We start from the raw sequence: 24,427 nt of genomic DNA, 5'->3' as shown, positions 1-24,427 counted from the left end.
TGATCCGGCCAGCCGCACAGGGCAGCGGGACTGGCCGGATCGGTGGGGCTCAAATCAAAGGCGGGCGGCAACCGCCTGCCAGTTCACCAGCTTGTCGAGGAAGTTTTCGAGGTAAGCGGGGCGCTTGTTGCGGAAATCGATATAATAGCTGTGTTCCCAGACATCGCAGCCGAGAAGCGCCTTCTGCCCGAAGCACAGCGGATTGACCCCGTTTTCGGTGCGGGTGATCTTCAGCGAACCATCGGTGTCCACCACCAGCCACGCCCAGCCCGAGCCGAACTGGGAAGCGCCGGCGAGCGCGAAATTCTGTTTGAACAGCGCGACCGAGCCGAAGGACTGCGTCAACGCGTCCTCCAGCACCTTCGGTATCACGTGGTTTTCCGGCCCCATGATTTCCCAGAAGAGATTGTGGTTCCAGTGCTGCGAAGCATTGTTGAAGATGCCGGATTGCGCCACCGCGCCCTTCTCATAGCTGCCCCGGACGATCTCTTCGAGGCTCCTCTTTTCCCATTCGGTGCCTGATATCGCCTTGTTGAGATTATCGACATAGGCCTTGTGATGAAGATCATGATGGAACTTCAGCGTCTCCTCGGACATGCCCGAGGGGGTGAGCGCATCATGGGCGTAAGGGAGGTCGGGAAGCTGGAAAGCCATGGGGTGTCCTTTGTCAACTGTTCGCTCAAAAGCATGAAAAGAGCCTTGCGAAAACAAGGTGACACCACTTCTAGAACTTCAACCATGGTTGAGGTCAAGGGGTTTTTTACACGCCATGCGAAGCCGGCGGTAAGCCAGAAGAAGGCGCGTTTCGGGTTCGGTACAGCGGTTCCGGAAGAGCAGGGGGCGCTATGTTTCGCCGGTCTGCACTGCGCAAAACCGGCACGTCGTTATTTTGATAAACGCTCGGCTCGTTCCACCATCGCAACCCATTCCTCCAGTGCTTTGCGGATCTCCGGGCCGGCGTCTTCGGCACGGGTGAATGCCCACCATATGTGAGCCCCTTGCCAGATGGAGGCCATCTGCCAGCCAAGCCGTTCGGCGTTTTTCCCATTCTCCGTAACACGGCGGCCGAGTGCATGGGCAAGCGTTTGACCCCAAAGCGCACCTCTTTCTCGCAGGACTGGATTGCGAATATCTTCCCGCAACAGCAGCAATCCGTCACTCGCATTCTGTTCAGCGGATTCGGTGGATGTCAGCCCCATGAGCAGGGATATGGCGCCTTGCGGTGTCACGGGTTCCTTTGCGTCGGCCGCTTCCGTTAAGGCCTGAAGCCCGTCCCAAGCCCGCAGAAGCACTGCTTCGACAAGGTCTTCACGCTTGCCATACCGCTGCACCAGAGTTGCGGCGGAGAGACCGCAAGCCTTTGCGGCTGCGGCGAAGGTCAAGCCGTCTGGCCCGGTTTGCAACATCAGCGGCAGCAGGGCGTCCAGCGCCTGATTGTCGGAAATCAGCTTGTGTCTTGGCATGCCGCATATATAAACGTATATTCATTTATAAATCAAGGAGGATGAGATGGCGATCATTCGTGGATATATCGCTGCCAGTCTGGATGGGTTGATCGTCTCGGGAGACGGTTCGCTCGACTGGCTCTACAAATATGACGACATGGACCTTGGCGAGCATGATTATCGGCTGTTCCTGAAGGGGATAAGAACGGTGGTCATGGGGCGGGCGACGTATGATTTCATCGCCAGCGAGCCGTCACCCTGGGCCTATGAAGGGCAGCGTGTCATCGTCGTCACGTCGCGGCCGATCGAAAGGCCGAAAGGACCGCTGGAGATCCGCGCCGATGTGGATTCGCTGATCGAGGAATTGCGCGCTCTCGATGACGGCGATGTCTGGATGCTGGGCGGCGGCCGGTTGCAGATGGCCTTCATGGAGCGCGGTGCGCTGGATGAGATCGAGATTTACGTTATCCCGGAGATACTCGGCTCGGGTCAGCCTCTTTTTCCGCTCACCGGGTATCGTGCAAGCCCGGATCTGATCAGCGCAAAGGCAATCGAGAAAGGCTGCGTTCGATTGCATTACCGCTTTTCATAGCCGTACCCTGGGTGTCTGTTTGATGCGAAACATCAAATGGGGGAAACAAGTTCTGTAGGGCCGCTCGGGTTTGGCCATGTGGCGACCTCTCGTGAAGCTCGGCGTTTCACCGATAAAGCCGCCAGCGGCATCCACATCGCAAGTCTTGCAAGAGATTGTGCGATGAACGTTATCCTGCTGGCGGCCCTTTTTTGGTTCTGTCTCGGTGCGCTTCGGAAATACGGGAATTTCCACCTCAACGGTGGGTCCGTCGCCACCCCACAATGTGAGGGCTTGGCGTTATGCGATCGGCGGATTGAGCTGCGCAAAACCCGCCTGCCGCTGATACGGAAAATGCGGGTAGGGCGCCGTTGTCTCACTGGCCGCGTCCAGCTGCGCCACCTGCGCGGGCGTCAGTTCCCATCCCACGGCATCGAGGTTCTGGCGAAGCTGTTCCTCATTGCGCGCGCCGATAATGACCGTGGAAACGGTGGGACGCCTGAGCAGCCAGTTGAGTGCGATTTGCGGTACGGTCCTGCCGGTTTCTTCCGCGATAGCATCGAGCGCATCGATCACGCGGTAGAGGTGGTCATCATCCACCGGCGGGCCGAAGCTGGCGGTCTCGTGCAGGCGGCTACCTTCGGGCAGCGGCGTGCCGCGGCGGATTTTTCCGGTCAACCGCCCCCAGCCTAGCGGGCTCCAGACCATCGCGCCAAGGCCCTGATCCGCGCCGAGCGGCATCAGATCCCATTCGTAATCGCGGCCAACAAGGGAATAATAGACCTGGTTGACCACATAACGCGGCCAGCCATATCGGTCCGCGACGGCGAGCGATTTCATGATCTGCCAGCCTGAAAAATTCGAAACGCCGGTATATCGCACCTTGCCGGATCGGACGAGCGTATCGAGCGTCGACAATACTTCCTCAACCGGTGTGAAGGCATCGAAGGCGTGGAGCTGAAGGATGTCGATATAGTCGGTCTGGAGACGGCGCAGGGCATCATCCACCGCGCGCAGCAGCCGGAAGCGGGACGATCCGGCCTCGTTCGGCCCGTCGCCCATCGGCAGGCTGGTCTTGGTTGAAATCAGAACGCTGTTGCGCCTGCCTTTGATGGCCTCGCCGAGCACCTCCTCCGATGCCCCATTGGAATAGACATCGGCCGTATCGAACAGGTTGACGCCGGCTTCGAGACAAATGTCGATCAGACGCCGGGCTTCCGCAGCATCGGAATTGCCCCAGTTGCTGAAGAGCGGGCCGGAGCCGCCGAAGGTTCCGGTGCCGAAACTCAAAACCGGCACTTTCAGGCCGGATTTGCCGAGATAGCGATATTCCATGGGGCGTTCCTTTGTTGCTTCGGCATGGTTCTGGGCCGGGGGCCTGATGGCGCCGTGCCTGTCCATCCCGTCGTGATCTGGCAGACGAAGATTGTGATGTGTTTCAATCGCTGTCTGAAGATAGACGATGGTTCTTGCATGAAATAGAATGCCGAGAATATTATCACTTGTGAGATGAAGTCATCATGGCGCGACTTGAGATTAACCGGGCAGGGGAGATGGAAATCTTCGTGCGGGTCGTTGAACTCGGAGGTTTTTCCCGTGCGGCCGCGGCGGCGAACATGACGCCTTCAGCGGTGAGCAAGCTTATCGCACGGCTGGAAGGCCGCCTGGGCGCGCGCCTCCTCATCCGCTCCACCCGGCAGCTTCAGATCACGCCGGAGGGCTGCGCTTTTTACGAGAGGGCCACCCGCATCCTCGCCGATCTCGAAGAGGCCGAACGCGCCGCCGGCTTGGGTGAACAGCCTGTCGGCCGCGTGCGGATCAACACCAGCGCTTCTTATGCAACGCATATTCTTGCGCCCATCCTGCCACGCTTTCTGTCGCTGCATCCGGGCATCACGCTCGATATCGTCCAGACCGATCAGGTGGTCGACCTCCTTGCAGAGCGCATGGATGTCGCGGTGCGTGCCGGGCCGCTCAAAAGCTCAAGCCTCGTTGCCCGCAAACTCGGCGAGACAAGGATGATCATCACCGCCGCCCCTGACTATCTGGAGCGCTGCGGTGTGCCGCAAACAATCGCCGATCTGGAAGATCACAATCGCCTTGGGTTTGGATATGCCCGGTCAGTCGACGGGTGGCCATTGCGGGACGACGGAAAGACCGTCCTCATCCCGGCGACGGGACGTGTGCAGGTGAGCGATGGTGAAGGCCTTCGCCGTCTGGCGCTTGCCGGCGTCGGGCTGGTGCGTCTTGCCGCTTTCACCGTGAGGGAGGATATCGCCGCCGGCCGACTGATCCCCGTGCTCGATCATCTCGATACGGGTGAGACGGAGATGTTTCATGCCGTCTATGTCGGCCAGCGCGGGCCGCTTCCCTCCCGCATCCGGGCGCTGCTCGATTTTCTGGGCGAATACGGGCGGGTGAAGTGACCTTCCGGAGGCATTGGAAAGCGCGACCCGGATGAAGACGGCGGGGGGCCAAAAAAAGGGCGTCCCGAATGAGCGGGGCCTATGGTTTCGGACCGGATAGCGTGAAAGCACCAACCGATTTCAGCGTGATCTGCGTCTCGCCGGCAAGTGTGCTTGGTATCGCACCGCAGAAACTGCCCGTCGTCAAGACATTGCCGGCCTTGAGCATGTCGCCCTTGTTGAATGCCGCATTGGCAAAGGCGACAAGCGGGGCGAGCGGATCACCATTCGGATGTTTTACCGTGGCGTCGAAAAGCTGCGCCGACCCCTCGGTAACGGTAAGCCGCGGTAGGTTCTCACCATTTCCGGCAAAGACGTCCACGATGCCTTTATCCACTTCCGGGCCGATGACGAAGCCGTGGTTGGCGAGGCGATCCGCGAGAAAAAGCGGAAACGGCACCTGATTTTTCTCCACCAGCCTGTAGCGGAGAAGTTCAGCACCAAGGTGGACCTTGTCGATATATCCTATCAGGTCTTCCCTGGTCAGCGGTCCCGCCGCCGCAGCGGGGATATCGGCGGAAAGCGTAAAGCAGATTTCGACCTCGACGCCTTCGGTGCCATCTTCAGGAAAAGAAGCGAGATTGGTTTCATCGACCCGAACGCAATCGAACATGGGCGCCCCGATGGCCTCGCCATCCGGGCGGATCGCCAGTTTCCATCCGGCGACCGGTTCCGCCCATTTTTCAGCAAAAGCCCGCTGGACCGCCATAGCCTCTTCAAGGCTACCGGGAATGAGGCCCTCCGCCTGCAACGCCGCCAGAGTGATTTTTGCACCATCGCGGCTCGCTTTTGCGAAACTTTCGGCCAGTTTTTCGATTGCCGTCATTGCGTCTAGGGTCCCGGATGTTTCAAACGGCAGATGCTGTCATGATTTGGCGCTGTCTGCCAAGGCCATTAGTGTCGAGTTCGACCACATCGCCAGCTTTAAGGAGAGGTGGTGCCGAACGATGAGCAATTGTTGCGATTCTCCTGGCACGCCAAACGAACGGCGATCTAGTCGTGCCGGTACACCTACAAGGAAAGCGGAAAATCGTGGGCAAGGCAGGCTGCAACAATGCCGGCGACAATGCTGATGCCCCTGCACGGAGCGTGATCGGACGGGGAGAGTGCCCCGCCCGACCTGTTCTGACTACGCGACGTCTGCGTCGAACTGTATGCTGTGAAGCCGCTTATAAAGGCCGTCCGTTGCGAGCAACTCGCGACGGCTTCCCTGTTCCACGACCTCGCCATTGTCCATCACCACAATCTTGTCTGCGCGGTTGATGGTGGAAAGCCTGTGCGCGATGACGATCGACGTTTTGTTCAGTGTCAGACGTTCCAAGGCATCGCGGACAAGGGCCTCGGATTCCGAATCCAGTGCGCTCGTAGCTTCATCGAGGATCAATATGTCCGCGTCACGCAGCATCGCACGGGCGATCGCCACACGTTGTCTCTGGCCACCCGACAGGCCGGAACCGTTTTCGCCGAGCTTCGTGTCGTAGCCGTTCGGCATTTTCATGATGAAATCATGCGCATTGGCGGCCTTTGCGGCGGCGATGATCTCTTCGTCGGTTGCATTGTCCCGGCCGACGGAAATGTTGTGTTTAACGGTTCCCGAGAACAGGAACGTTTCCTGACCGACATAGGATACGTGTTCACGCAAACTGGCGAAGGAAACATCGCGCAAATCCATGCCGTTGATTTCGACCGAGCCGTTTTGTGGGTCGTAGAGGCGCATCATCAGATTGATGAGGGTGGACTTGCCGCTGCCGGACGGGCCGACCAAGGCGGTCATTTTACCACCCTCGAAGAGAATACTGACGTCCTTCAAAACCGGCTGATCCGCAACATATTCGAAGCTTACGTTCTTGAGCTCCACATCACCACTCGCCTTGGGAAGCGGCAGAGCATCCTTCTTTTCAGTAAGCGTCAGCGGCGCATCCAGTACCTGAAACATCATGCGAACGCCGATCATGCCACCTTCAATTTGAACACGCATACGAGCGAGACGTTTGGCTGGTTCATAGGCCAAGAGCAGGGCGGTGATGAAGGCCATCAGGTCCCCTGGCGAGCCACCCTTCTCGAGCACGGTGTAGCCCGAAACCGCAATAACCACGGCAATGGCAAGGCCCGACAGCGTTTCCATGATCGGACTTGTTGCTGCCTCAAGTTTTGCAATACCGTTTGAACGATGCTCGACATCGGAAACTGCCTTGTCCATGCGTTGACGCATAAGCTTCTCGAGTGAGAATGCCTTTATCACTCGCACGCCTATGCTCGTTTCTTGTACGACGTTGACAATCTCGCCAATGGAAGCAAGCTCCGCTTCCATTATTTTACGCACACGTTTGAGCACCAGGCGGACGCTGAAGATAGCTATTGGGCCGATAATCATCGAGATTGCGCTCAATAGAAAATTTTGAGCGAACATTACGAAAATTAGACCGAGCAAGGAAAATAGGTCTCGAACGAACGACGTCACTACAGTGTCTATGACACTACGTGCTGACTGGGCGTTGAAGGTCACACGGACGAGCAACTCCGAAGAGGGCATATTCTGAAAAAAAGAAACGCCTTGCTTTAGGAGTCTGTCATAAATTTTTCGTTGCTGCTCGGCAACAATACTGTTGCCCGCTTTGCTCAGATAGTAGCTCTGGACAAAGGTCGCTATACCCTTGACGATAAAGATGGCAGCGACCGCAAATGCGATCTCAAGCACGACGTCGAAACCACGTTTTAGATAAACGCTATTGACGATATCGCGCATAATCCACGCGCTGAGAGACGTTGTGCCAGCAACGACAAACATTGAAGCGATAGCTAGGGAATACCAACCAACGTGCTTTTTGAAATTTTCTTTAAAGAGTCGCACAAGCAACTTCTTGTCGTCTGGCGACAAAAAAGATCCTATCACTGAAACATCCTTGATTTGTTCCCTGGGTGTCTGACGGTGCTGAATTGCTGTCCAGTCAATTATCGCTCGCGCAAAACGAAATGATCACGTTTATATGTAGTGATGGATTTCGCTTTTTTCATGTTGCCTTCGCATATCTGCGACGCCACCGATCCGGCATTGACGCCAAATAGATCGAAGATCGGAGAGTGTCAATGTCCTGAACCTGTCGTCATTCCCGTTTCCAGCCAGTTTCTGGGGACACTCTCGATCCCGTGCACTTGGCTCACTAAGCTACCAGGATATGGCGTCGTCCGGCTCTTGGATGGTGCCTTAACTGGCCTGGATTGTCAGTGATGCCCACGACATGACCTGCGATTGCGATGTGAAGTGAATCCCCTGATAAAATTAACGTCTCCAGCTTTTCATAAAAGCCCGCAGGCCTTTGAACATACATTCAAGCGCGACCTCCAAAACTTAAAGTCAAGCGCTGTTGCAAAGCCTTTGTTGATCTCGTTGCTTTTGAAATCGGCGGCCCTACCGTCTTTTTCTCGCGGAGCGCCTTAGCGCAGAGATTCTACTTTAATGCTTCAACATCCCGCCTGAACTTCCTGGCTCCGATCAGCGACTGATTGATAACTTGATCCATGTCGAGGTATTGATATGTACCGCAGCGACCTATGAAAGTAATATTGGGAAGTGTATTTGATAAGGTTTTGTATTTTAGGTAAATTTCTTGGAATCTTCCATCTGCAGTTTTAACTGGATAGTACCTCTCCATATCGTTTTCAAGGTAATCACACGGTTCTTCGATGGTCTTCGTCACTGTTCCAGTGTTTTCGACCAGATGGTTTGGTAGAAGGTGCCAATAGGTCTCACGGGTGTAACGACTGTTGTCTGTGAAATTCAGGACACTGACGTCGGTTTGGCCCCCCACACTTGGCAACGCCAAAGAGTGAAATTTTATCGACCTGTATGGCAGTGCACCGAACCGGCCATCAAAATACTCATCGATTGCCATGCTATTGAATACATGATCATAAAAAACCTCCATCTCCTTGGTGAAGGAGACGCCGAGTGAAACCTTGATGTTCGGGTGGCTGAATATCCGCTCAAAAATACGCGTATACCCATCTTTGGGCATCAGCTGAAAAGTTGCATCAGGAAAATAGCGATCCTCATCGTCGGTCCGGACAGGAATTCGGCGAACCACGGAATCCGACATGTCTTCCAAGTCGAGGTTCCACATCTTTTTTGTATATGGTCGAAAGAATAGATCTGTCAGGGTCCGGCCGATGTTTTTGTAAAGGTATTCGGCTGCATTAGTTGGCTCGGCAATCTTTTCACTTTGTAATTTTAGGAACGCTTCGACTTCGGAACTGGTTGACAGCTGGGTGCCGAAAACATCGTTGATCGTGCTTCGGTTCACTGGCAAAGGTGTGCGGACACCAGACGGCAGTATCGCCTTTACGCGATGTTGATACGGGTCCCAGTCTGTGAAAGCAGACAGCCACTGAACGACGTCTTCGTTTTTGGTGTGAAACAGATGTGGCCCGTAGCGATGCACGCGAACGCCGTTGTGATCTACAAAATCGTAAGCGTTCCCGGCGATATGGTCACGCCGGTCGATAACTTGAACCTGATGGCCACCCTCTGCAAGGATTCTTGCGTAGACGGCTCCTGCGAATCCCGCGCCGACGACGAGATAATTCTGCATTTTCCTAGCCTTTACCGCATTGATTAGCCGGATGTCGCAACATATTCGTTGAGACCGTCATGATCCGGGCTTCATTTGATCGCCGCGGATACCATGATCTCGATAAACGTCATGGATCATCTCCTGATAGCGTGAAGCGAACCTCAAGGGTGTAAAGTATTGTTCATACGCACGATCAAGTGTATCGACCAACCGCCTGGTCGACTCAAGCGTGTCGTCCAATACGTTAGAAATCTGACGTTTGAGATCATCAATCGAACCGTCGAACAACGCGATAGCATTCTTCGACATCTTTGCGACTGACTTGTTACCGCCGGTGGACGATGCCACCACCCGGGTTTTCATACCAATCGCCTCAATCAGCACGAGATCGAAGTAGGTCATCCGATTTGGCAGAACGAAGACGTCGGAAGCTGCTAGGACATCTCCTGGATAGCCGTACCAACCGAGTTCGATCCACCGGGGATCTCGCGGCGCTTCGATTAACGGGTTCGGAGCGCCCGCTACCAGAATTGTGACATCCTCTCTCTCGGCGAGCAATTTTGTCGCCGCGTCGCAAAACACGTCATAGCCTTTGACTTCATTGTGGCGACCCATGAAGGAAATCACTTTCCGACCTGACAAGCCGAACTTCGCCTTCGCTTGATCGGTGAACACCGATTGACGCGGCAGGCAAGCGCCAGTTTCGACATAACGGATGTCTTTCCCATTCATCCAAGTGTCGAATTTTGGGATTGTCGCAAAGTAAGGCTCCATCGCTTCGCGGCTGGGAAACATCCAGATGTCAGCAGCCTGGAATGCCAGTGCCTCGATAAAGCGTACTGCACGCTCGAACCGATCACACAGACGCGGGTCGATACCCGGAACCCGATACTGGTCGGCCATCTCCTTTCCGTTGGATTCTGGCGTGTGGCTTGTCAGGATCACGGGAATCCCCGTAATACCATGCCGCTTGAACGTGCGAATGACCTTGTAGGCGAGTGGGCTTGTGTGCAGATGGACGCTGGCAGGGCGATGGCGCATTAGGCGTTCGAACTCGGCCTCTGACAATTCGAAGTTCCCTATTTCTTCGAAGTACCTGATGTGGCTGATCAATTCTTGCTGCGAGGGGTCGCGGCGCGGACCTTGTGGTGCGAAGTGAGCCTCTGGATAGCAGTCGATCCAGATATCGAATTCAGGATTAGGCGGCAGTTGGTCCAATCCGGCCCGAAGATGGGCGAGGTATCCGGGAGGTCCACCAAACCGCCTGTCGATGAAATAATCCCAGAAGATTGAATGAAGCAGTCGCATCGTACTCACCTTAGAGTTCTGGAAGGGCCAGAAGGACCGTTTCGTAGATTGGATCGAAAGGGTTCTGATGTTGCGCAATAAAGCGGTATCCGAGGTTGCATTCCTCCAGGAATGGCTTGATCTCGAACATGTCCTCAGGACGATGATAAACCGAAATCGATAATATCGGTCGGTACTTTTCGATCGTACGCTTTGCGCCACGGATAGCGCGTTGTTCAAATCCTTCGATATCGAACTTGATGAAACGCGGAGAAACCTGTTCGGAATCGACTATATCGTCAATACTCCTTACGCGCACCGAAGTCTGATCGGGAGGCATCACGCTGAACGTTTGCGGATCGAACTGGACAGCGGTAGTCACGGCGTTTTTGCCGCGAAAGATCAATTCCCCTTCACTTTCATCCACGCCGGCAAGGATCGGCGTCACGTTGGTGACGCCATTCTGCGAGAGGACATTCATCATGTTTCGAATATTGTCGGGGCTTGGATCGATCGAAAGAATCCTTCTGAAGGCATATTTACGCGCCAGAACCACCGCGGTATCACCGATGAACGCACCACAATCGAGTGCATCGTACCCCGCCATGTAGTCGAGGTATTTCTGGTTCAGAGTGCGCAGTCCGTGATGGTAATAGAAGACCGGGATTTCCATCGTCTGGCCATGGGGTATCGCGAACTCCGAGGTCTCGTCGGCGAAGTGGCGTAGAATCTTCTTTTGTTCAACGAGATCGGCAGGGCTGTAAACATAATCTCGTCGCAACAGCGCGCCGGCATCCGCGGACGTGCGCGCGAAAGGGATTTTAAAGACGGCGGTCTCCCACAGCCAGCGAAGCACGGCTGCGCTCTCGGTATCCAGGCCCGCGATAAGTCGCTCCATCTTCTGGGGCACGACGTCTTTGTTGTTGAAGTAATATTCTTTAAATTTGTCCGCCCAAATCCAACTGTTGCCGTGGAAAAAGAGCGGTATGTCCGATGGTATCCAGGTCGGATGCCAAGCGTGCATTCCATCGTTTCGCGGTATCAGTTGACGGTTGGATTCGATATGTTCCTCCAACCGGTTGGCGCTTCCCAGCAGCCACTTTTCGATGGTTGCCAAGTTGGAGAGGGATGCGGTCAGATTGGTTGAGCTGGATTCTAGGGCTTGCTTAGCGTGCTCGCTCGTTTTGAGGATTTGCTCGGAGAGGGATTTGGCCAAATAGTTCGAATTGGCCTCGAAGGATTGCTTGGTCTGCTCACTCGCACCGAGAATTTTTTCGGAGAGGGACTTTGTAAGAGTGGTGGAGTTGGATTCCAGAAGGCGCTCAGCGCGCTCGCTCAGATCAAGAATCTGCAGGTGACGCTCTGTCAGGGATTGATCTAGGGCCTTCAGTTCGGCGTATAGATTGGCCGTGGCGGTGGGCAGCTTACGAAGCGCCCTAATGTCCGCTACGACAGCAGAAATACCTCGGCGCTTCCCTCTGGGTATGTGGGGTGGTGGTGCGGCGGCATCAGGTTGATGGGCTTCCGCGGGTTTATTTGCGGTACCGACGAGATCGATGAGCGCATGATCCGACGTTAATGCAAAGAGTTTCTGCGTCAACTTTCCGACAGGAAGTAGACCTCCAAAACATATCTTGCAAACTTTGGTGACGTCAGGCCGACCCTCCGCCGCGATCATTTGCCCACATTCAAACGTAACAACATTCTGCAAGGGCTGGAAGGTAAGCCGAAACTCAAAGACATGTGGGCCTGTCGCCGCCTGCTCTCCTTGTTCCTGCACCGGCTCACAAATCAGGGCAAGCCGCAGTGAAATCGGCGCCGGCGTATCCAAATCGACCGACAGTGCCAAATGTGCTAAATCGAGATTTATGGGCGGATCGAATTTCAGTTCTATATCGGCCCAATGTTCACCGCCGTGTAGTTCGCGCCCTTCGAAGGTTTCGGTCCGCAACGCCTTCGCAATCAGCGCGTCTGTCGTTGCCCCCAGGATTTCCTGTGTATGGCGATGCTCAACGAAAATGTCGCCATGCAGATATATTTCTTCGATGTCAAACTGTGAAAGGATTTTGCGGGCGCGGGAGAAAAATGCCTCTCCAGCCGGTGTTTTCTCGGATATTTGGCCGAGTTTCTCGTAAACCAGCCTCAGCGCGGTCTTGGCCTTGGCTGCGCGGGCGTCTCTCTTGGAGAGAAACTGGTCAAAAATCAAAAAATTTTCTTCGATCGTGTCGAGCACTCCTAAGGTGCGTGTGGACTGCTCCGAAGAAAGTTGACCACGTCGGTTACGGCGATGTTTGTAAAAAGGAATGGGTAAATATACCGCGCGACTGGAGTTAAACCCGTAGCGATAGTGAAAGCGGTGATCTTCCGCGAGACGATTTTCGGGAAAATCAACACCAAGTTCGGCGATTTTTGCACGCCGGCGCAGACCCAGCCAAGCCGACGGGTACATATCTGTTAAAATTGTGGGATGCTTTGCGAGATCAATGACGCCGTCAGTAGCGAGTTTTCGCGCCGCGAGGGAGTGAAAGGGATGTTCGATACCAAGGTATCGCGACGTTTCGTTGTCATATCCTTCAACAGCTCCGAAGGCATAGTCAGCGTGGTGCGCCTCAATCGCAGACACCAGAGACTCGATCATGTCTTGTGCGATCCAATCGTCACTGTCGACAAACAGGACATACTCACCGGTCGCATGTTTCAAGCCTTCATTTCGGCTTCCGCCGAGACCCGCATCTATTTCCTGCTGAACGTAACGGATACGGCTATCACGCAACATCGCGCGTTTTATGATTGTCGCGCTATTGTCGGTTGAGCACGAATTTATGCAAATAATTTCCAGGTTTTCATGGCTTTGCAGTTCTATGGAGGAGAGGCATTGATCTAAATATAATTCCATATTGTGCACGGGAATTATTACTGAAACAACATTCTTCATAAATAATCCATAATTAATTTATATATGTTTCATTTATATTTTTTGTAGTAATATTTGATTTCTGTATATAATTTGAGTATTTTTTAATTTCAATACATATTATCAATGTATGTTCAATTATCTGTAATTTCTTTAGTAATATTGTATTATATTAGCTGATTATATTATGATAAGTTTTTGATAATTGATTATATATTTTTGATTGTTTTCTTAAATAACACGAGGGAGTGTAGACAATTATCTTTGTGGAATTGCAAAATATTGAAGAGTATCATGGGTGGAACTAAAAAAAGGAAGAGGAGCGATCATTTGAGTGAGAATCCGGACGGTGGGTCATTGCCTTTCTACTTAAATGCGAGTAACCCAGCCTCATTTTTTGGGGACTTTGAATGACCACAGATCCACGTCACAGAAATAGAAAATTCGATGGTTCCGACATCGTAAGCTTTGCCAGGGATTACGTTGGGGCATTTAGTCATGCGATGGAATCGCTGGATTTCGCCGCGCTTGAGCGGGCTGCCGAGGTTGTTTTTTCCGCTGGACGTGATGGCAAGAGGATTTATGTCGTCGGTAACGGCGGATCGGCGGCAATCGCTGACCATCTTTGCTGTGATTGGACAAAGGGGACATCTTGCTCAGGTCACTCAACGATCAAAACACATTCACTGAGTTCAAATGTTGCGCTTTATTCGGCGATCGCAAATGACTATGGATTCGAAAATGTGTTCTCAACACAGGTCGATTTTTTTGGCGAAGCTGGTGATGTCCTGATTGCTATTTCGTCCTCCGGAAGTAGCGGAAACATTCTTGCGGCTGTGAAGCATGCGCAAGACAAGGGGATGTCCGTGATTGGCCTGTCAGGCTTCGGCGGAGGAAAACTTAAAGACGCGTGCGATATTTCATTGCACGCCGCCGCGGACAATTACGGTGTTGTCGAAGATTGCCATCAGGCTATGATGCATATCATTGCTCAGTTCATAGCAAACCGGCGCGACGAAACGAATCCTGTCTAGCATGCGGTCCATCGGGCGCATCAACCACGAACGTCTCTTCAGGAGAATACATGAAAATTCTTGTAACTGGCGGAGCCGGCTTTATTGGCAGCTTCCTTTGCGACTATCTTATAGCCAAAGGGCATCAGGTCACCGCCTATGATGATTTGTCGCTGGGACGTCGCCGCAATATCGAGCACCAGTTAAACGCTGGTGCGTTGGAATTTATCGAGGGCGATATTCTCGATGAAAGTCGCTTTGAAGACGTCGTGAAGAGCGGAAACTTCGAGTGCGTTTTTCATATGGCCGCCAATTCCGATATTGCGCGCTCACATGCATCGCCATCGATAGATCTCAAAAAGACATTTCTTACTACATTTCAAGTGCTTGAGGCTGCTCGCAAATTCGATATCAAACAGATTGTGTTCGCCTCGACCTCGGCAATTTACGGTGAAACGAAGGGCAAGGTCGCCGAGACTTATGGTCCCCTTGTCCCGATTTCCCACTACGGCGCTGGTAAATTGGCTTCTGAGGCTTTTATCAGTTCTTATTGCGAAAATTACGGGATAAAGGCTTGGATCACCCGGTTTCCCAATGTCGTTGGTCCCAGGGCGACTCATGGCGCAGTTTATGATTTCGTTCGCAAATTGATTGCTACGCCGGGGCTGCTTAACGTCCTTGGCGACGGAACGCAGGTGAAACCATATCTGTATGTGGAGGATCTTGTCCGCGCTATTTTGCTTGTATGGGAAAAAACCGATCAAAAAATCAATATATACAACGTTGGGGCTGATACTCGTTCCACCGTTGCGGACATTGCTCAAATCGTAATCGAAGAGTCTGGCGAGAGGGCTGAAATAGCCTATACCGGTGGTGACAGGGGCTGGATTGGTGATGTTCCGAAGTTTGAATATGATACGTCGGCGCTGAATTCACTGGGCTGGCAGCCGACTATGACGTCTGACGACGCAATTCGTGCCGCTGCACGGGCGATCTGGAAGGAGCAGCGATGAAAGTCGTCGTGCTATGCGGAGGAAAGGGAACAAGGCTGGGGCTGGATGGTATACCAAAGCCGATGGTACCTGTTCACGGGAAGCCGCTGCTCGAGCTTATCGTCGAGAATATTGCCGCATCTGGTTTTCGTGATTTCGTTTTTCTGAACGGTCATCTCGCCTCGGTCATCGAGGATCATTTCGGTGACGGTACACGGTTTGGTGTTAGCATCAGCCATGTGACCGAAACCGCACCGCTCGGGACAGCCGGTTCGTTTCGGCAGATTGCGGCGAATCTGGCGGAACCCTTCATCGTCGTCTATGGCGATATCTTGTTTGACATCGACTTTGCCGCGTTCGTCGAATTCGCTCGGGAACGAGGTGGAGCAGGGACACTGTTCGTCCATCCCAACGATCATCCGCATGACAGCGACCTGCTGACGGTGGATCGTTTCGATCGTATCGTACAGTTTCATCCGAAGCCGCATGATGATGAAGGCAGGTTGCCAAATCTTGTCAGTGCTGCGCTCTACGTTCTCTCTCCAACCGCTTTGAACTACATTCCATCGTCTGGCGCTTCTGATTGGGGGCGTGATATTTTTTCGATACTGGCGGAAGCCGAAGCGCTTTATGCCTATCGGAGCTGTGAATACGCAAAGGATGTCGGTACGCCCGAACGAATAAAGAAGGCTGAGCGACATCTGGCGGATGGGCGCGTGAAACGTCTCAACCGGCTAACGCCGAAGCCAGCTCTCTTCCTGGATCGCGACGGCGTTATCAATATCGAACGTGATGGAATTTACGCCGCGCGCGATATGATGCTTATCGATGGTGCTGCGCAGGCGATCCGCGCGGCAAATGACGCTGGCATCCCGGTCATCTGTGTCACAAACCAGCCGGGAGTGGCCAAGGGATTACTGAGTTGGGAAGAGCTGGATGCTGTCCACGCGGAACTTGATGCCCAATTGGCGAAAAGCGCGGGTGCTTTTATAGATGATTATTTTATCTGTCCCCATCATCCGGAAGCGGGATGGGAAGGTGAAATCGTGGAGTTAAAGATCGCATGTGATTGCCGTAAACCTTTACCCGGGTTACTGCGGCAGGCCGCAACACGCCACGGTATCGATCTTGGTCGATCCTGGTTAGTCGGCGATCGGTATTGCGATATTGCTGCAGCTAACGCTGTGGGAACATCGTCTATTTTGGTCCGCAGCGGCCACAATGGTAATGACCGTCATCGTTTTCCGGATATCGAGCCAAATCGCGTCGAAGATGATTTGGCATCGGCTCTACCCAACTTAAAATGGGAATTTTCATGATAATCTCCAGAACCCCCCTTAGAATAAGTCTTGTTGGGGGGGGAAGCGATTTGCCAAGCTTCTATCAACAGCACGGCGGAGCAGTTTTAAGCTTCTCTATTCGGAAATATATATATCTGGCGATGCATGAGTATTTTGAGCCCAAAGGCTACATTCTGAAATACTCGCATGTAGAGACCCCCGAAACGGTCGACCAGATCCAGCATCGGATCATCAGACAGGTATTTTCGGATCTGCAGGTTGATCGAGTGGATCTGAGTTCGAGTGCGGATGTTCCCACTGGAACGGGTATGGGGTCGTCGAGTGCCTTCACTGTCGGACTCCTGAATGTGTGTCATGCTTATCAGGGAAGGCACGTGTCCCGCGCGGCATTGGCGGAACAGGCATGTGCCGTCGAAATCGAGAAGCTCGGCGAACCGATCGGCAAGCAAGATCAATATGGCTGTGCTCTGGGCGGGATTAATTTTATCGAGTTTACGCACGACGGAACGGTTATGCACGAGGCTGTGCCTCTGTCGGGACAGCAGCGCGAGCAACTCGAAAATAACCTGCTGCTGTTTTATCTCGGCGGGAGTCGTTCGGCGAGTGAAATCCTTGCGCGTCAGAGCAAGAATTCTGCATCGAAGGCGGATGTTATCGAAAATCTGAAATTCATGGCTGATCAGGCTCGCCAGCTGCGTGGCGACATCTGCCGTGACGTGGACGTGATTGGCGAGTACCTGAAAGAAGGCTGGCGCCGCAAACGCGAACTCGCTCAGGGCATATCGAATCCGTTGATCGACAACGCCTACGAACGAGCTCTCGAAGCGGGTGCCACCGGTGCTAAACTCCTTGGTGCGGGAGGTTCAGGGTTTCTTCTCGTATATGCGCCAAGGTCTGCACGCGAAGCGGTCATACAGAGCCTTAGCGAGTTTGAGTTGCACGATGTGTCCATCGACTATGCTGGAGCTTCAATCGCTTACAGCGACTAGAAGCCATAAATAACTGTAGCCGTTCGAGCAACAGAATCGATTTCAGAAGAGGATGCGCGGATTGAGTCGCGCAAGGTTTCGAAGCGATCCTTCGCATCATCAAGCGTATCCTGCTTTTGAGGTCGGCCAATTTGCACCCGGGACACCAGAGATCGGAATTTTCTACAATTCCGGTTCGCTGCCAAACTCTCTTTGAGCGCCACTAAGGCTGAGGTCTAGACTATATTCTTGCAAAAGGTGAACCTATCGCGACGCGTCTGGTCGTAAGTTCTGGTTGCCTGCCTCTCCCTCCGCAACTATTGTCGCGTAAGTTGTCGAAGGGGGCATAAAATGAATAATGAAAGTTGTCCGTGTTGCGGATTGCTTGGGACCACATACCTTTTCCAGCGCAGGCTGGATGTATCCGGCGACAGCGTCGAGATGTGTATTTGCTCTAATTGCACTTCCATAACGAACCGAACCAATTTGATCAAAGAGCGAGGCGACTCCGGAGAAGCGCTGAAGGTTCAGATCGACAGCGCCGATGGGTTCTATAGTCAGAAAATTGATGATCTGCGGCTACAGCATAACCGGGACAACATTTCGTTTCTCAACTACTTGGTTGGACACATCATCGGCGGAAAGAATGTCGTCGATCTCGGCGCTGGCGAAGGCTACCTCGCGGCCGCCGCATGCTCATTTTACGAAACCGCTTGGGCTGTGGACATCAACGTCGGCCTGCTAACTACAACGGTTCCGCAATTTGGGCTCGGCGACAAGCTAAAAGTTGCAGGGTCGCTTGATGATGTGCCAGATACCGTGGACGCAGTTTTCATGTGGCATACGCTTGAACATATCCCTAACGCTCACGATTTGGGGAAAGCAGTTGCTGCCAAGCTCAACGAAGGCGGTCTCTTTATCTGGCAGGTGCCCGCTTATCGCGACAATTACGTTGTTTTTTCTCACTACACATTCTTCAATGATCATTCTGCGAGAGTTTTCACGGAGTCGATCGGATTGGAAATCGTAGACGTATTTCACGATGAAGCGCTTCAGTTCCTCACCGTCGTGAGCAAAAAGCCTGAAACTCTTATTATCGAAACAACTACGATTGCTGTCGAGCGTAAGCCTTCAATTTGGCAGAGACTAGGCATTAGAGCATAACGAGGACTCGGGCGACTATCTTTGAGAGTGCGTTTGATGCGGGATATGAGGGCGCCAAAATCATTGATATTTATTCATTATCAGGCTTTTTCGGGAATTCCCGAAGGCTCCAGTAAGTGGTGACAAATAACAACTGAGTTGATAGATGGATAGTGATTGCCCGCATTGCGGCACTGGTGGTAGGTGGCTTGCTTTTCTTTTCTTCAGGCGGTGCGCGCGAAGCCGGAATTATCAGGAAGGAGTTGAGAAGCCGTAATTTCTTGATCGGTTTTCGGGCCTCCGAAGGTTCTGAGGAAGCGGTCGGTAGGATGGACGCCGAGTATTTGGTGGCGGCGCGACTGCAGGGCTTGCTTTTTAGTCCCGATGAGCACCTGCCAGTATCTGATGTGGTCCGTGACGGAGAGCAAAAAAAGTGTGGGCATTTTGCGGGACCCCTTTCCACTTGCCCTGAATATGCGGTCATTAGACTGTAACGAAATAATATTTGCTGGTTTGGAGTGTGCTGATGGCATTGGAATTTACGGGTGAGCGTATCGTGCCCGGCGCGGAAAATTGCGAGCCGCTTTTTGCGGACAAGATGTATATGGAGCATTCTGCGCGTTATAAGCTAGCGTCGAAGTTCGCCAAAGGTGCCAAAATCCTCGATATCGGTTGTGGTGTGGGATACGGCTCAGCGATTCTGGCCGATGCCGGCGCAGAATCGGTCACCGCGTTCGATTTGTCAGCCGAGGCGATTGAACACGCCAGGACTTTTTACGCTCGACCAACCATCAGCTTTGAAACCGGTGATGCCACTGCGTTTTCTTACGAAGACAAGTTTGATCTGATTGTCTGCTTCGAACTGATCGAGCACGTTCCCAATCCTGACAAGACCTTTGAATGTATCATGTCCTGCCTCGCGGAAGACGGCATTCTGGTGATGTCCACCCCGCGGGCGCTTGAAGAGAAAAGAAACGATTTTCATATTCACGAATTCGCTGCTGACGAGTTCGAGAACAAGTTTCGTTCTCTCTTCCGCAACGCGCGGTTTTTTCAGCAGAACAATTATATGGGTTCGATCATCGCTTACCAGCTTCCCGGTGTTTTGGTCGAACCAAGTTTCATGCATCCTGCCTTCGATTTGGATGCTGCCGACTACATCATCGGCGTAGCGACGAATGGCGCCGCTGAAACTATTGCTTCGATCGAGAATATCACCGTTCTGAACAACGAGGACTACGTCAAGCTGCTGGAGCGTGATGTTGATATTCTGCAGCGTCGAAGGATGGATTTGGAGGCGCAGGTTGAACAAGAAGAGCGCTCGATTGCGGAAATGAAGGCTCAGATTACGCAAAAAGAGCAATCGATGGCGGAGATGAAAGCCAAGTTTGCGCTCCGGCCCACTGAGACGGCCTTGATGCAAGATGTCACCCGGCTCTCGGAACGTGTCCAGGAGATGCGTTCTTCCTTGAGCTGGAAGGTTACCTCGCCATTTCGAGAGGCGAACAGGTTCTTCTTGCGTACATTTTCTGCCAGATACCGAAAAGAAAGGCGGGCGCGAAAGGCGTTGCAGTCCGTCTTGTCCGCATCGCTTTCGTCCGATGCCAGGCTTTCCGTTTCATCCAAGAAGCGGATCGACGCCGGGCCAGGCCCGGATGTAGTTTATGTTATTGGATGTTGGCCGGGGGAGTCCAAACGGTATCGTGTCTTCAACGCCGTGGAGGCTTTGACGAGCCTCGGTTATCGGGTTGAAGTGCTGCGGGAAGAGCACATGGGTCGTATTGAAGCTCATGGATGGCGTCCTGCTGCTATCGTGTTTTTCCGAACGCCGGAAAGCCATTTGACGGCGTCTTGCATTAGTTATGCAAGGCAACATTCGATCAAAACCTTTTTTGATATTGATGATCTAGTATTTGAACCTGATCTGGTCGATCAAATTGACGGCTTTCAGCTTTTGCCTGAGTCTGAACGCGCTACCTACATTGAGGGTGTTCGCCGATATAGAGCGTTTCTGCTTGAGACCGATGCCGTTATCGGCTCAACTAAACCGTTGGTCGCTGCGCTTGCCGCCCTCGGCAAACCGGCATATCTCGTGCCGAATACCTTTAATCGAATTCAGCTGGAAAAGGCGGAGGTATTGCGGCAGGAGCGGAAGACGGCACGAGATTTTCTGAAGATCGGATATTTTTCAGGCTCGCGTACACACAACCAAGATTTCGCGATGGCGGCACCAGCTATTCTCAGGCTTCTTGAAGAATTTCCGTCACTGCGCCTTCTTATCGTTGGCGAACTGGATCTGCCACCGGGTTTTGATTCATTCTCTGGACGCATCGAGCGGCTCGACTTCATGCCCTATCAAAAAATGCAGGAAGAGTTGGCGGATTGCGATATAAACATCGCACCTCTTGTCATCGGCAACCCTTTCAATGAGGCAAAAAGCGAACTTAAATGGTTCGAGGCTGCACTTCTCGAAGTCCCGTGTGTTGTATCGAAAACCGAACCTTATGAAATTGCCGTCGTTGACGGCACGACAGGTATGCTCGCTGCTACCGAGACCGAATGGTACGAAAAGTTGCGAGTACTGCTTCAGGACGCCTCGCTTAGGCAACGGATCGGCGAAGCGGCGCGGCAGGCGGCTTTGTCCAGTTGGGGCCAGGAAGCTCTTCGTGCGGGACTACTCGACGTTTTGCCGCTGAAGGATGTTTCCTCTTCACCTCAGCTTCTCTCCTTGAGTAAGGAGAGAAAAAAAATCGACTGGATCATTCCAGGACTGATTCTGGGCGGCGGAGGACACCGTAATATCCTTCGTGCGGCATATTTCCTTGAGCAATTCGGCCATGATGTCGGACTGATCTTTACCGGTGTCGAGGAGAGCGCGCCGGAAATACGGGCGCTTTTGCATGAGCATTTCTATCCCTTCCAGGGGCAGATAAAAGTCTATGATGGAATTTTCCGTTACTCGGACGTTCTGTTCGCGACGCATTGGTCTACGGTATACACCGCGCTCGAGGCGCAGGGCATGACCGGCGAAGTAATGTATTTCATTCAGGATTTCGAGCCGATGTTTGCCCCGATGGGCACGGAGTACATTCTTGCGGAGAACACGTACCGAAAAGGACTTTACGGTATATCGTCGGGGCCGTGGTGCGCGCATGTCCTCAGAAAAGATTTCAATGCTGAGGTTGATTTCTTTGAGTTTCCAATCGACAGAAATGTTTACTTCCCTCGTCAACGCCAAAAAACCGAGAGGAATATCATATTCTTCGCCAAGCCCGATATGCCGCGCCGTTGTTACGAGCTAGGGGTAGCGATGCTGTCGGAGTTTCACCGCTTGATGCCGGATGTTGAAATCATTTTTTATGGCGCTCGGAATGTGGATGAGAGGCAACTTGATTTTCCGATCACACTGAAAGGTCTCATGCCGACCATTCATGATCTTGCGCAGGCATACTCGGACGCTGACTTGGGAGTTGTGTTTTCAACTACCAATCCCAGCCTGGTTCCCTATGAAATGATGGCCTGTGGTACGCCCGTGATCGATCTTGATCGGGCAGGTAATGAGGTTAATTATGATGGTAGAAATGATATTGCCCTCTTGGCGGACCCTGAGCCGAGGATCATGGCAAGGCAGATGGCATCACTGTTGAAAAACGGGGATGAATTGGCTAAGCGGTCGCAAAGAGGATTGGAACTTACGTCACGAATGCCTGACGAACTTGGCATGGCCAAACGCGTGGAAGAGTTGATATTGACCAGGCTTCTCCGAGGTGCCCGCAAGGTCGCTTGATAGTTTTGACGGAAGCGCAGTAGGCCGCAACCATCATTAATGATGGTTGCGGCCTACTCGCCGATGGAGTTTTGGGATAAAGATTTTGAATTGGCGTCGAAGATGAATGTCACATCGGAAAATAATCTAAACGATATGATGTTCGCTATTTCCGATCCTGGAAAGTATTTTCTTTCTCTGAATTGTCGGAATGCTAATATTTTAATTTTTACTATAGAATCCGACGGTGAGGCAAATAGTTATTACGTAATGCCACGCAGTGAAAAAAATCTGTATTTTCTGCGCTGCAATATGAAAAATCTCAAGTTGACGATAGCGGCTGACTCGCCTTTCACGGGTAAGCTCATTCGCCGCCGGGGTATCCGGTCATTTGGTATGAGGAAGAAGCAAATTCTCGGTAGCTTTTTGCCTCGTCGCAAGCTGAGGAAAATTGACTTGCGATTACCGGGTGTTTCAATCCAGGAAATTTTGAGTTTTCCATTTTATCAGGGTGCGAAAGCCGCGGATAATGACCTAATCCCGGCATTGCGAATTCGCGATGGGTCAGCCACATCGTTATCGATGCGAGATTTGAAAGCTTTGCAAGGGGACATGTTAACGAGTCTGGCGACACAGTTTGCGCACAAATTCGATAATTGTCCGGATAGTGGCCTCATCTTCCTGTTGAATGGTGAAGGCCTGTCACCGAAAAGCCAACTCGCACTTTCTATCTGGGCGAAGGAAGTGATGGGTGATCCCGCGCAGGAGTGCGGCCCAGCATGGGATCTCTTACGATCCAACCCTGCTATTGGTGCTGTATTCGGTGTCAAGGATAGTCGCAATAGTGTTACTCCTTGGAGCAATGGCAGAAGACTGGAAAAAATGCTCGATGCGCTTGGCATAGACGATGCTGAAATAGCTTCCGTCGGGCGATCGCCAAGATGTATGCTGATAAGAAAATCCTCACTCGTTGCTCTGAAGGCACTAAATTTTTCAGCGGAGGATCTTACAAATGGCCTCGTGAACGAGAGGCTATTGGAACTGGTTCTATTGCCCATGGTGAAGAGAACGGGTGCTCTCATCGCGGAAATGCCTGCAGAAAAATCTCATATTCTGCAATATGAGAGCGTGGACGATGTCAAATTTATCGTTCATCGACCGCTTGCTTCACCTGCCGGCACTGACGTTTGTCTCTTTGTCGGTTTGTTGAACAAGTCTGGGACATTTTCTCCACATGCTCTCCGTTACATGCAGGCACTTCGTTCTGCTGGTTTGCGTATTTTTGCGTTGGGAGTAGCGACTGGCGATGTCAGCGGCGCTATAGATCCGGGTGTCGATACCTGCGATGCCTTCGCGGCGAGGGAAAATAGCGGCTACGATTTCGCCTTATGGGCTGCGGCTCTCAGGAAATACCCTGATTTATGGGACGCGAATTCGCTTCTGATGGCAAACGACAGTGTTTTCGTTGCGGAAGACCGGTTGCCGCGAACTATCGACGAACTGAACAGATCAGTGTTTGATGTTACCGGCTTGACGGGTTGTGAAATGGAAAATTTCCATTTGCAAAGTTTTTTCATCAGGTTGAATCGAACTGCGCTTGAAAATCCGGCCGTAAGGAAATTTTGGGATCAGGTCGTTTCCTGGAAGGACAAGTTCCGGATTATTTCGGCCTATGAGGTTGCTATGACCGCCAAATATGAAAGTGCAGGCCTTCGTTGCGGTGCCTTATTTGATCCTGATCGAACCCTAGGAGGGAGACGCGTCAATACATCGATCAATCTATGGCGGGAAATTCTGGAGCAGGGGCATCCTTTTGTGAAGATTCAGTTGCTTAGGGACAATCCCACAAACGAAAACCTTACAGGTTGGAGAGAATTGTTGGCGCAGAACGGCTTCGCTTTGGATGAAATCGTGACGCAGTTGTCAAAGGAAGCACCGCACGCCGTTTCACTTCAAGTGGAGTAAATTCTCAAGGTTCGAAAATAGGCCAA

General features: G+C 52.5%; 18 protein-coding genes. 9 read left to right on the top strand and 9 right to left on the bottom strand.

The features are described from left to right. Nucleotides 1–54: 54 nt before the first annotated feature. Complete coding sequence (locus DA915_RS18300; protein ID WP_107676844.1) at nt 55–654, bottom strand: superoxide dismutase; 600 nt, start codon at nt 652–654, stop codon at nt 55–57. Nucleotides 655–884: 230 nt separating this feature from the next. After that, complete coding sequence (locus tag DA915_RS18295; RefSeq protein WP_107676843.1) at nt 885–1,463, bottom strand: TetR/AcrR family transcriptional regulator; 579 nt, start codon at nt 1,461–1,463, stop codon at nt 885–887. Nucleotides 1,464–1,509: 46 nt separating this feature from the next. Between DA915_RS18295 and DA915_RS18290 the strand changes: the two genes are divergently transcribed. Further along, complete coding sequence (locus tag DA915_RS18290; protein ID WP_003505555.1) at nt 1,510–2,037, top strand: dihydrofolate reductase family protein; 528 nt, start codon at nt 1,510–1,512, stop codon at nt 2,035–2,037. A 279-nt stretch (nt 2,038–2,316) separates the two neighbouring features. Here DA915_RS18290 and DA915_RS18285 read toward each other — a convergent pair whose 3' ends face one another. Then, nucleotides 2,317–3,351, bottom strand: a complete 1,035-nt coding sequence (locus DA915_RS18285) for an aldo/keto reductase (protein ID WP_107676916.1) — start codon at nt 3,349–3,351, stop codon at nt 2,317–2,319. 185 nt (nt 3,352–3,536) lie between these two features. Here DA915_RS18285 and DA915_RS18280 point away from each other — a divergent pair, with 185 nt between their 5' ends. After that, nucleotides 3,537–4,442 (top strand): LysR family transcriptional regulator, encoded by a 906-nt coding sequence (locus DA915_RS18280; RefSeq protein ID WP_060727268.1) that lies wholly within the window; start codon nt 3,537–3,539, stop codon nt 4,440–4,442. 79 nt (nt 4,443–4,521) lie between these two features. Here DA915_RS18280 and DA915_RS18275 read toward each other — a convergent pair whose 3' ends face one another. From DA915_RS18275 to DA915_RS18250, 5 genes are all read right to left on the bottom strand, one after another. Beyond that, a complete protein-coding gene (locus DA915_RS18275; RefSeq protein ID WP_107676842.1) occupies nt 4,522–5,307 on the bottom strand; it encodes a 2-keto-4-pentenoate hydratase in 786 nt (261 codons plus the stop codon). A gap of 303 nt (nt 5,308–5,610) precedes the next feature. After that, nucleotides 5,611–7,374, bottom strand: coding sequence for an ABC transporter ATP-binding protein (locus DA915_RS18265; RefSeq protein WP_035212884.1), 1,764 nt, complete (start codon nt 7,372–7,374; stop codon nt 5,611–5,613). A 556-nt stretch (nt 7,375–7,930) separates the two neighbouring features. After that, nucleotides 7,931–9,070, bottom strand: a complete 1,140-nt coding sequence (locus tag DA915_RS18260; RefSeq protein WP_107676840.1) for a UDP-galactopyranose mutase — start codon at nt 9,068–9,070, stop codon at nt 7,931–7,933. Between the two features lie 57 nt (nt 9,071–9,127). Further along, nucleotides 9,128–10,360: a glycosyltransferase family 4 protein gene (locus tag DA915_RS18255; protein ID WP_107676839.1), complete on the bottom strand. Its 1,233-nt coding sequence runs from the start codon at nt 10,358–10,360 to the stop codon at nt 9,128–9,130. A 10-nt stretch (nt 10,361–10,370) separates the two neighbouring features. Further along, a complete protein-coding gene (locus DA915_RS18250; RefSeq protein WP_107676838.1) occupies nt 10,371–13,274 on the bottom strand; it encodes an FkbM family methyltransferase in 2,904 nt (967 codons plus the stop codon). A 389-nt stretch (nt 13,275–13,663) separates the two neighbouring features. Between DA915_RS18250 and DA915_RS18245 the strand changes: the two genes are divergently transcribed. The 5 genes from DA915_RS18245 to DA915_RS18225 all read left to right on the top strand — a co-directional run bounded on the left by DA915_RS18245 (nt 13,664) and on the right by DA915_RS18225 (nt 18,691). Then, nucleotides 13,664–14,287 (top strand): SIS domain-containing protein, encoded by a 624-nt coding sequence (locus DA915_RS18245; protein ID WP_107676837.1) that lies wholly within the window; start codon nt 13,664–13,666, stop codon nt 14,285–14,287. Between the two features lie 50 nt (nt 14,288–14,337). Then, the gene (locus DA915_RS18240) at nt 14,338–15,279 is read left to right on the top strand and encodes an NAD-dependent epimerase/dehydratase family protein (RefSeq protein WP_003505567.1); all 942 of its coding nucleotides are present in this window, start codon (nt 14,338–14,340) and stop codon (nt 15,277–15,279) included. Continuing rightward, nucleotides 15,276–16,577 carry an HAD-IIIA family hydrolase gene (locus DA915_RS18235; protein ID WP_107676836.1) on the top strand — a complete coding sequence of 434 codons (1,302 nt, stop codon included), beginning with the start codon at nt 15,276–15,278 and terminating at the stop codon, nt 16,575–16,577. Before DA915_RS18240 ends, DA915_RS18235 begins: the two co-directional genes overlap by 4 nt. A gap of 50 nt (nt 16,578–16,627) precedes the next feature. Then, entirely contained in the window at nt 16,628–17,548 is a 921-nt protein-coding gene (locus tag DA915_RS18230) for a GHMP kinase (protein WP_201279902.1), read from the top strand. Nucleotides 17,549–17,878: 330 nt separating this feature from the next. Further along, nucleotides 17,879–18,691: a bifunctional 2-polyprenyl-6-hydroxyphenol methylase/3-demethylubiquinol 3-O-methyltransferase UbiG gene (locus tag DA915_RS18225; protein ID WP_107676835.1), complete on the top strand. Its 813-nt coding sequence runs from the start codon at nt 17,879–17,881 to the stop codon at nt 18,689–18,691. Between the two features lie 203 nt (nt 18,692–18,894). On the opposite strand, the gene DA915_RS18220 is transcribed toward DA915_RS18225, so the two are convergent. Beyond that, a complete protein-coding gene (locus tag DA915_RS18220) occupies nt 18,895–19,113 on the bottom strand; it encodes a hypothetical protein (protein ID WP_107676834.1) in 219 nt (72 codons plus the stop codon). An 83-nt stretch (nt 19,114–19,196) separates the two neighbouring features. On the opposite strand from DA915_RS18220, the gene DA915_RS18215 reads away from it, so the two are divergent. Further along, nucleotides 19,197–22,457 (top strand): methyltransferase domain-containing protein, encoded by a 3,261-nt coding sequence (locus tag DA915_RS18215; protein ID WP_107676833.1) that lies wholly within the window; start codon nt 19,197–19,199, stop codon nt 22,455–22,457. A 39-nt stretch (nt 22,458–22,496) separates the two neighbouring features. Next, nucleotides 22,497–24,401 carry a rhamnan synthesis F family protein gene (locus DA915_RS18210; RefSeq protein WP_107676832.1) on the top strand — a complete coding sequence of 635 codons (1,905 nt, stop codon included), beginning with the start codon at nt 22,497–22,499 and terminating at the stop codon, nt 24,399–24,401. Nucleotides 24,402–24,427: the final 26 nt, after the last annotated feature.

It is taken from the genome of Agrobacterium sp. LAD9 (genome assembly GCF_003031125.1).
Classification (GTDB): domain Bacteria; phylum Pseudomonadota; class Alphaproteobacteria; order Rhizobiales; family Rhizobiaceae; genus Agrobacterium; species Agrobacterium radiobacter.
This window is presented reverse-complemented; position numbering and strand designations above follow the sequence as displayed.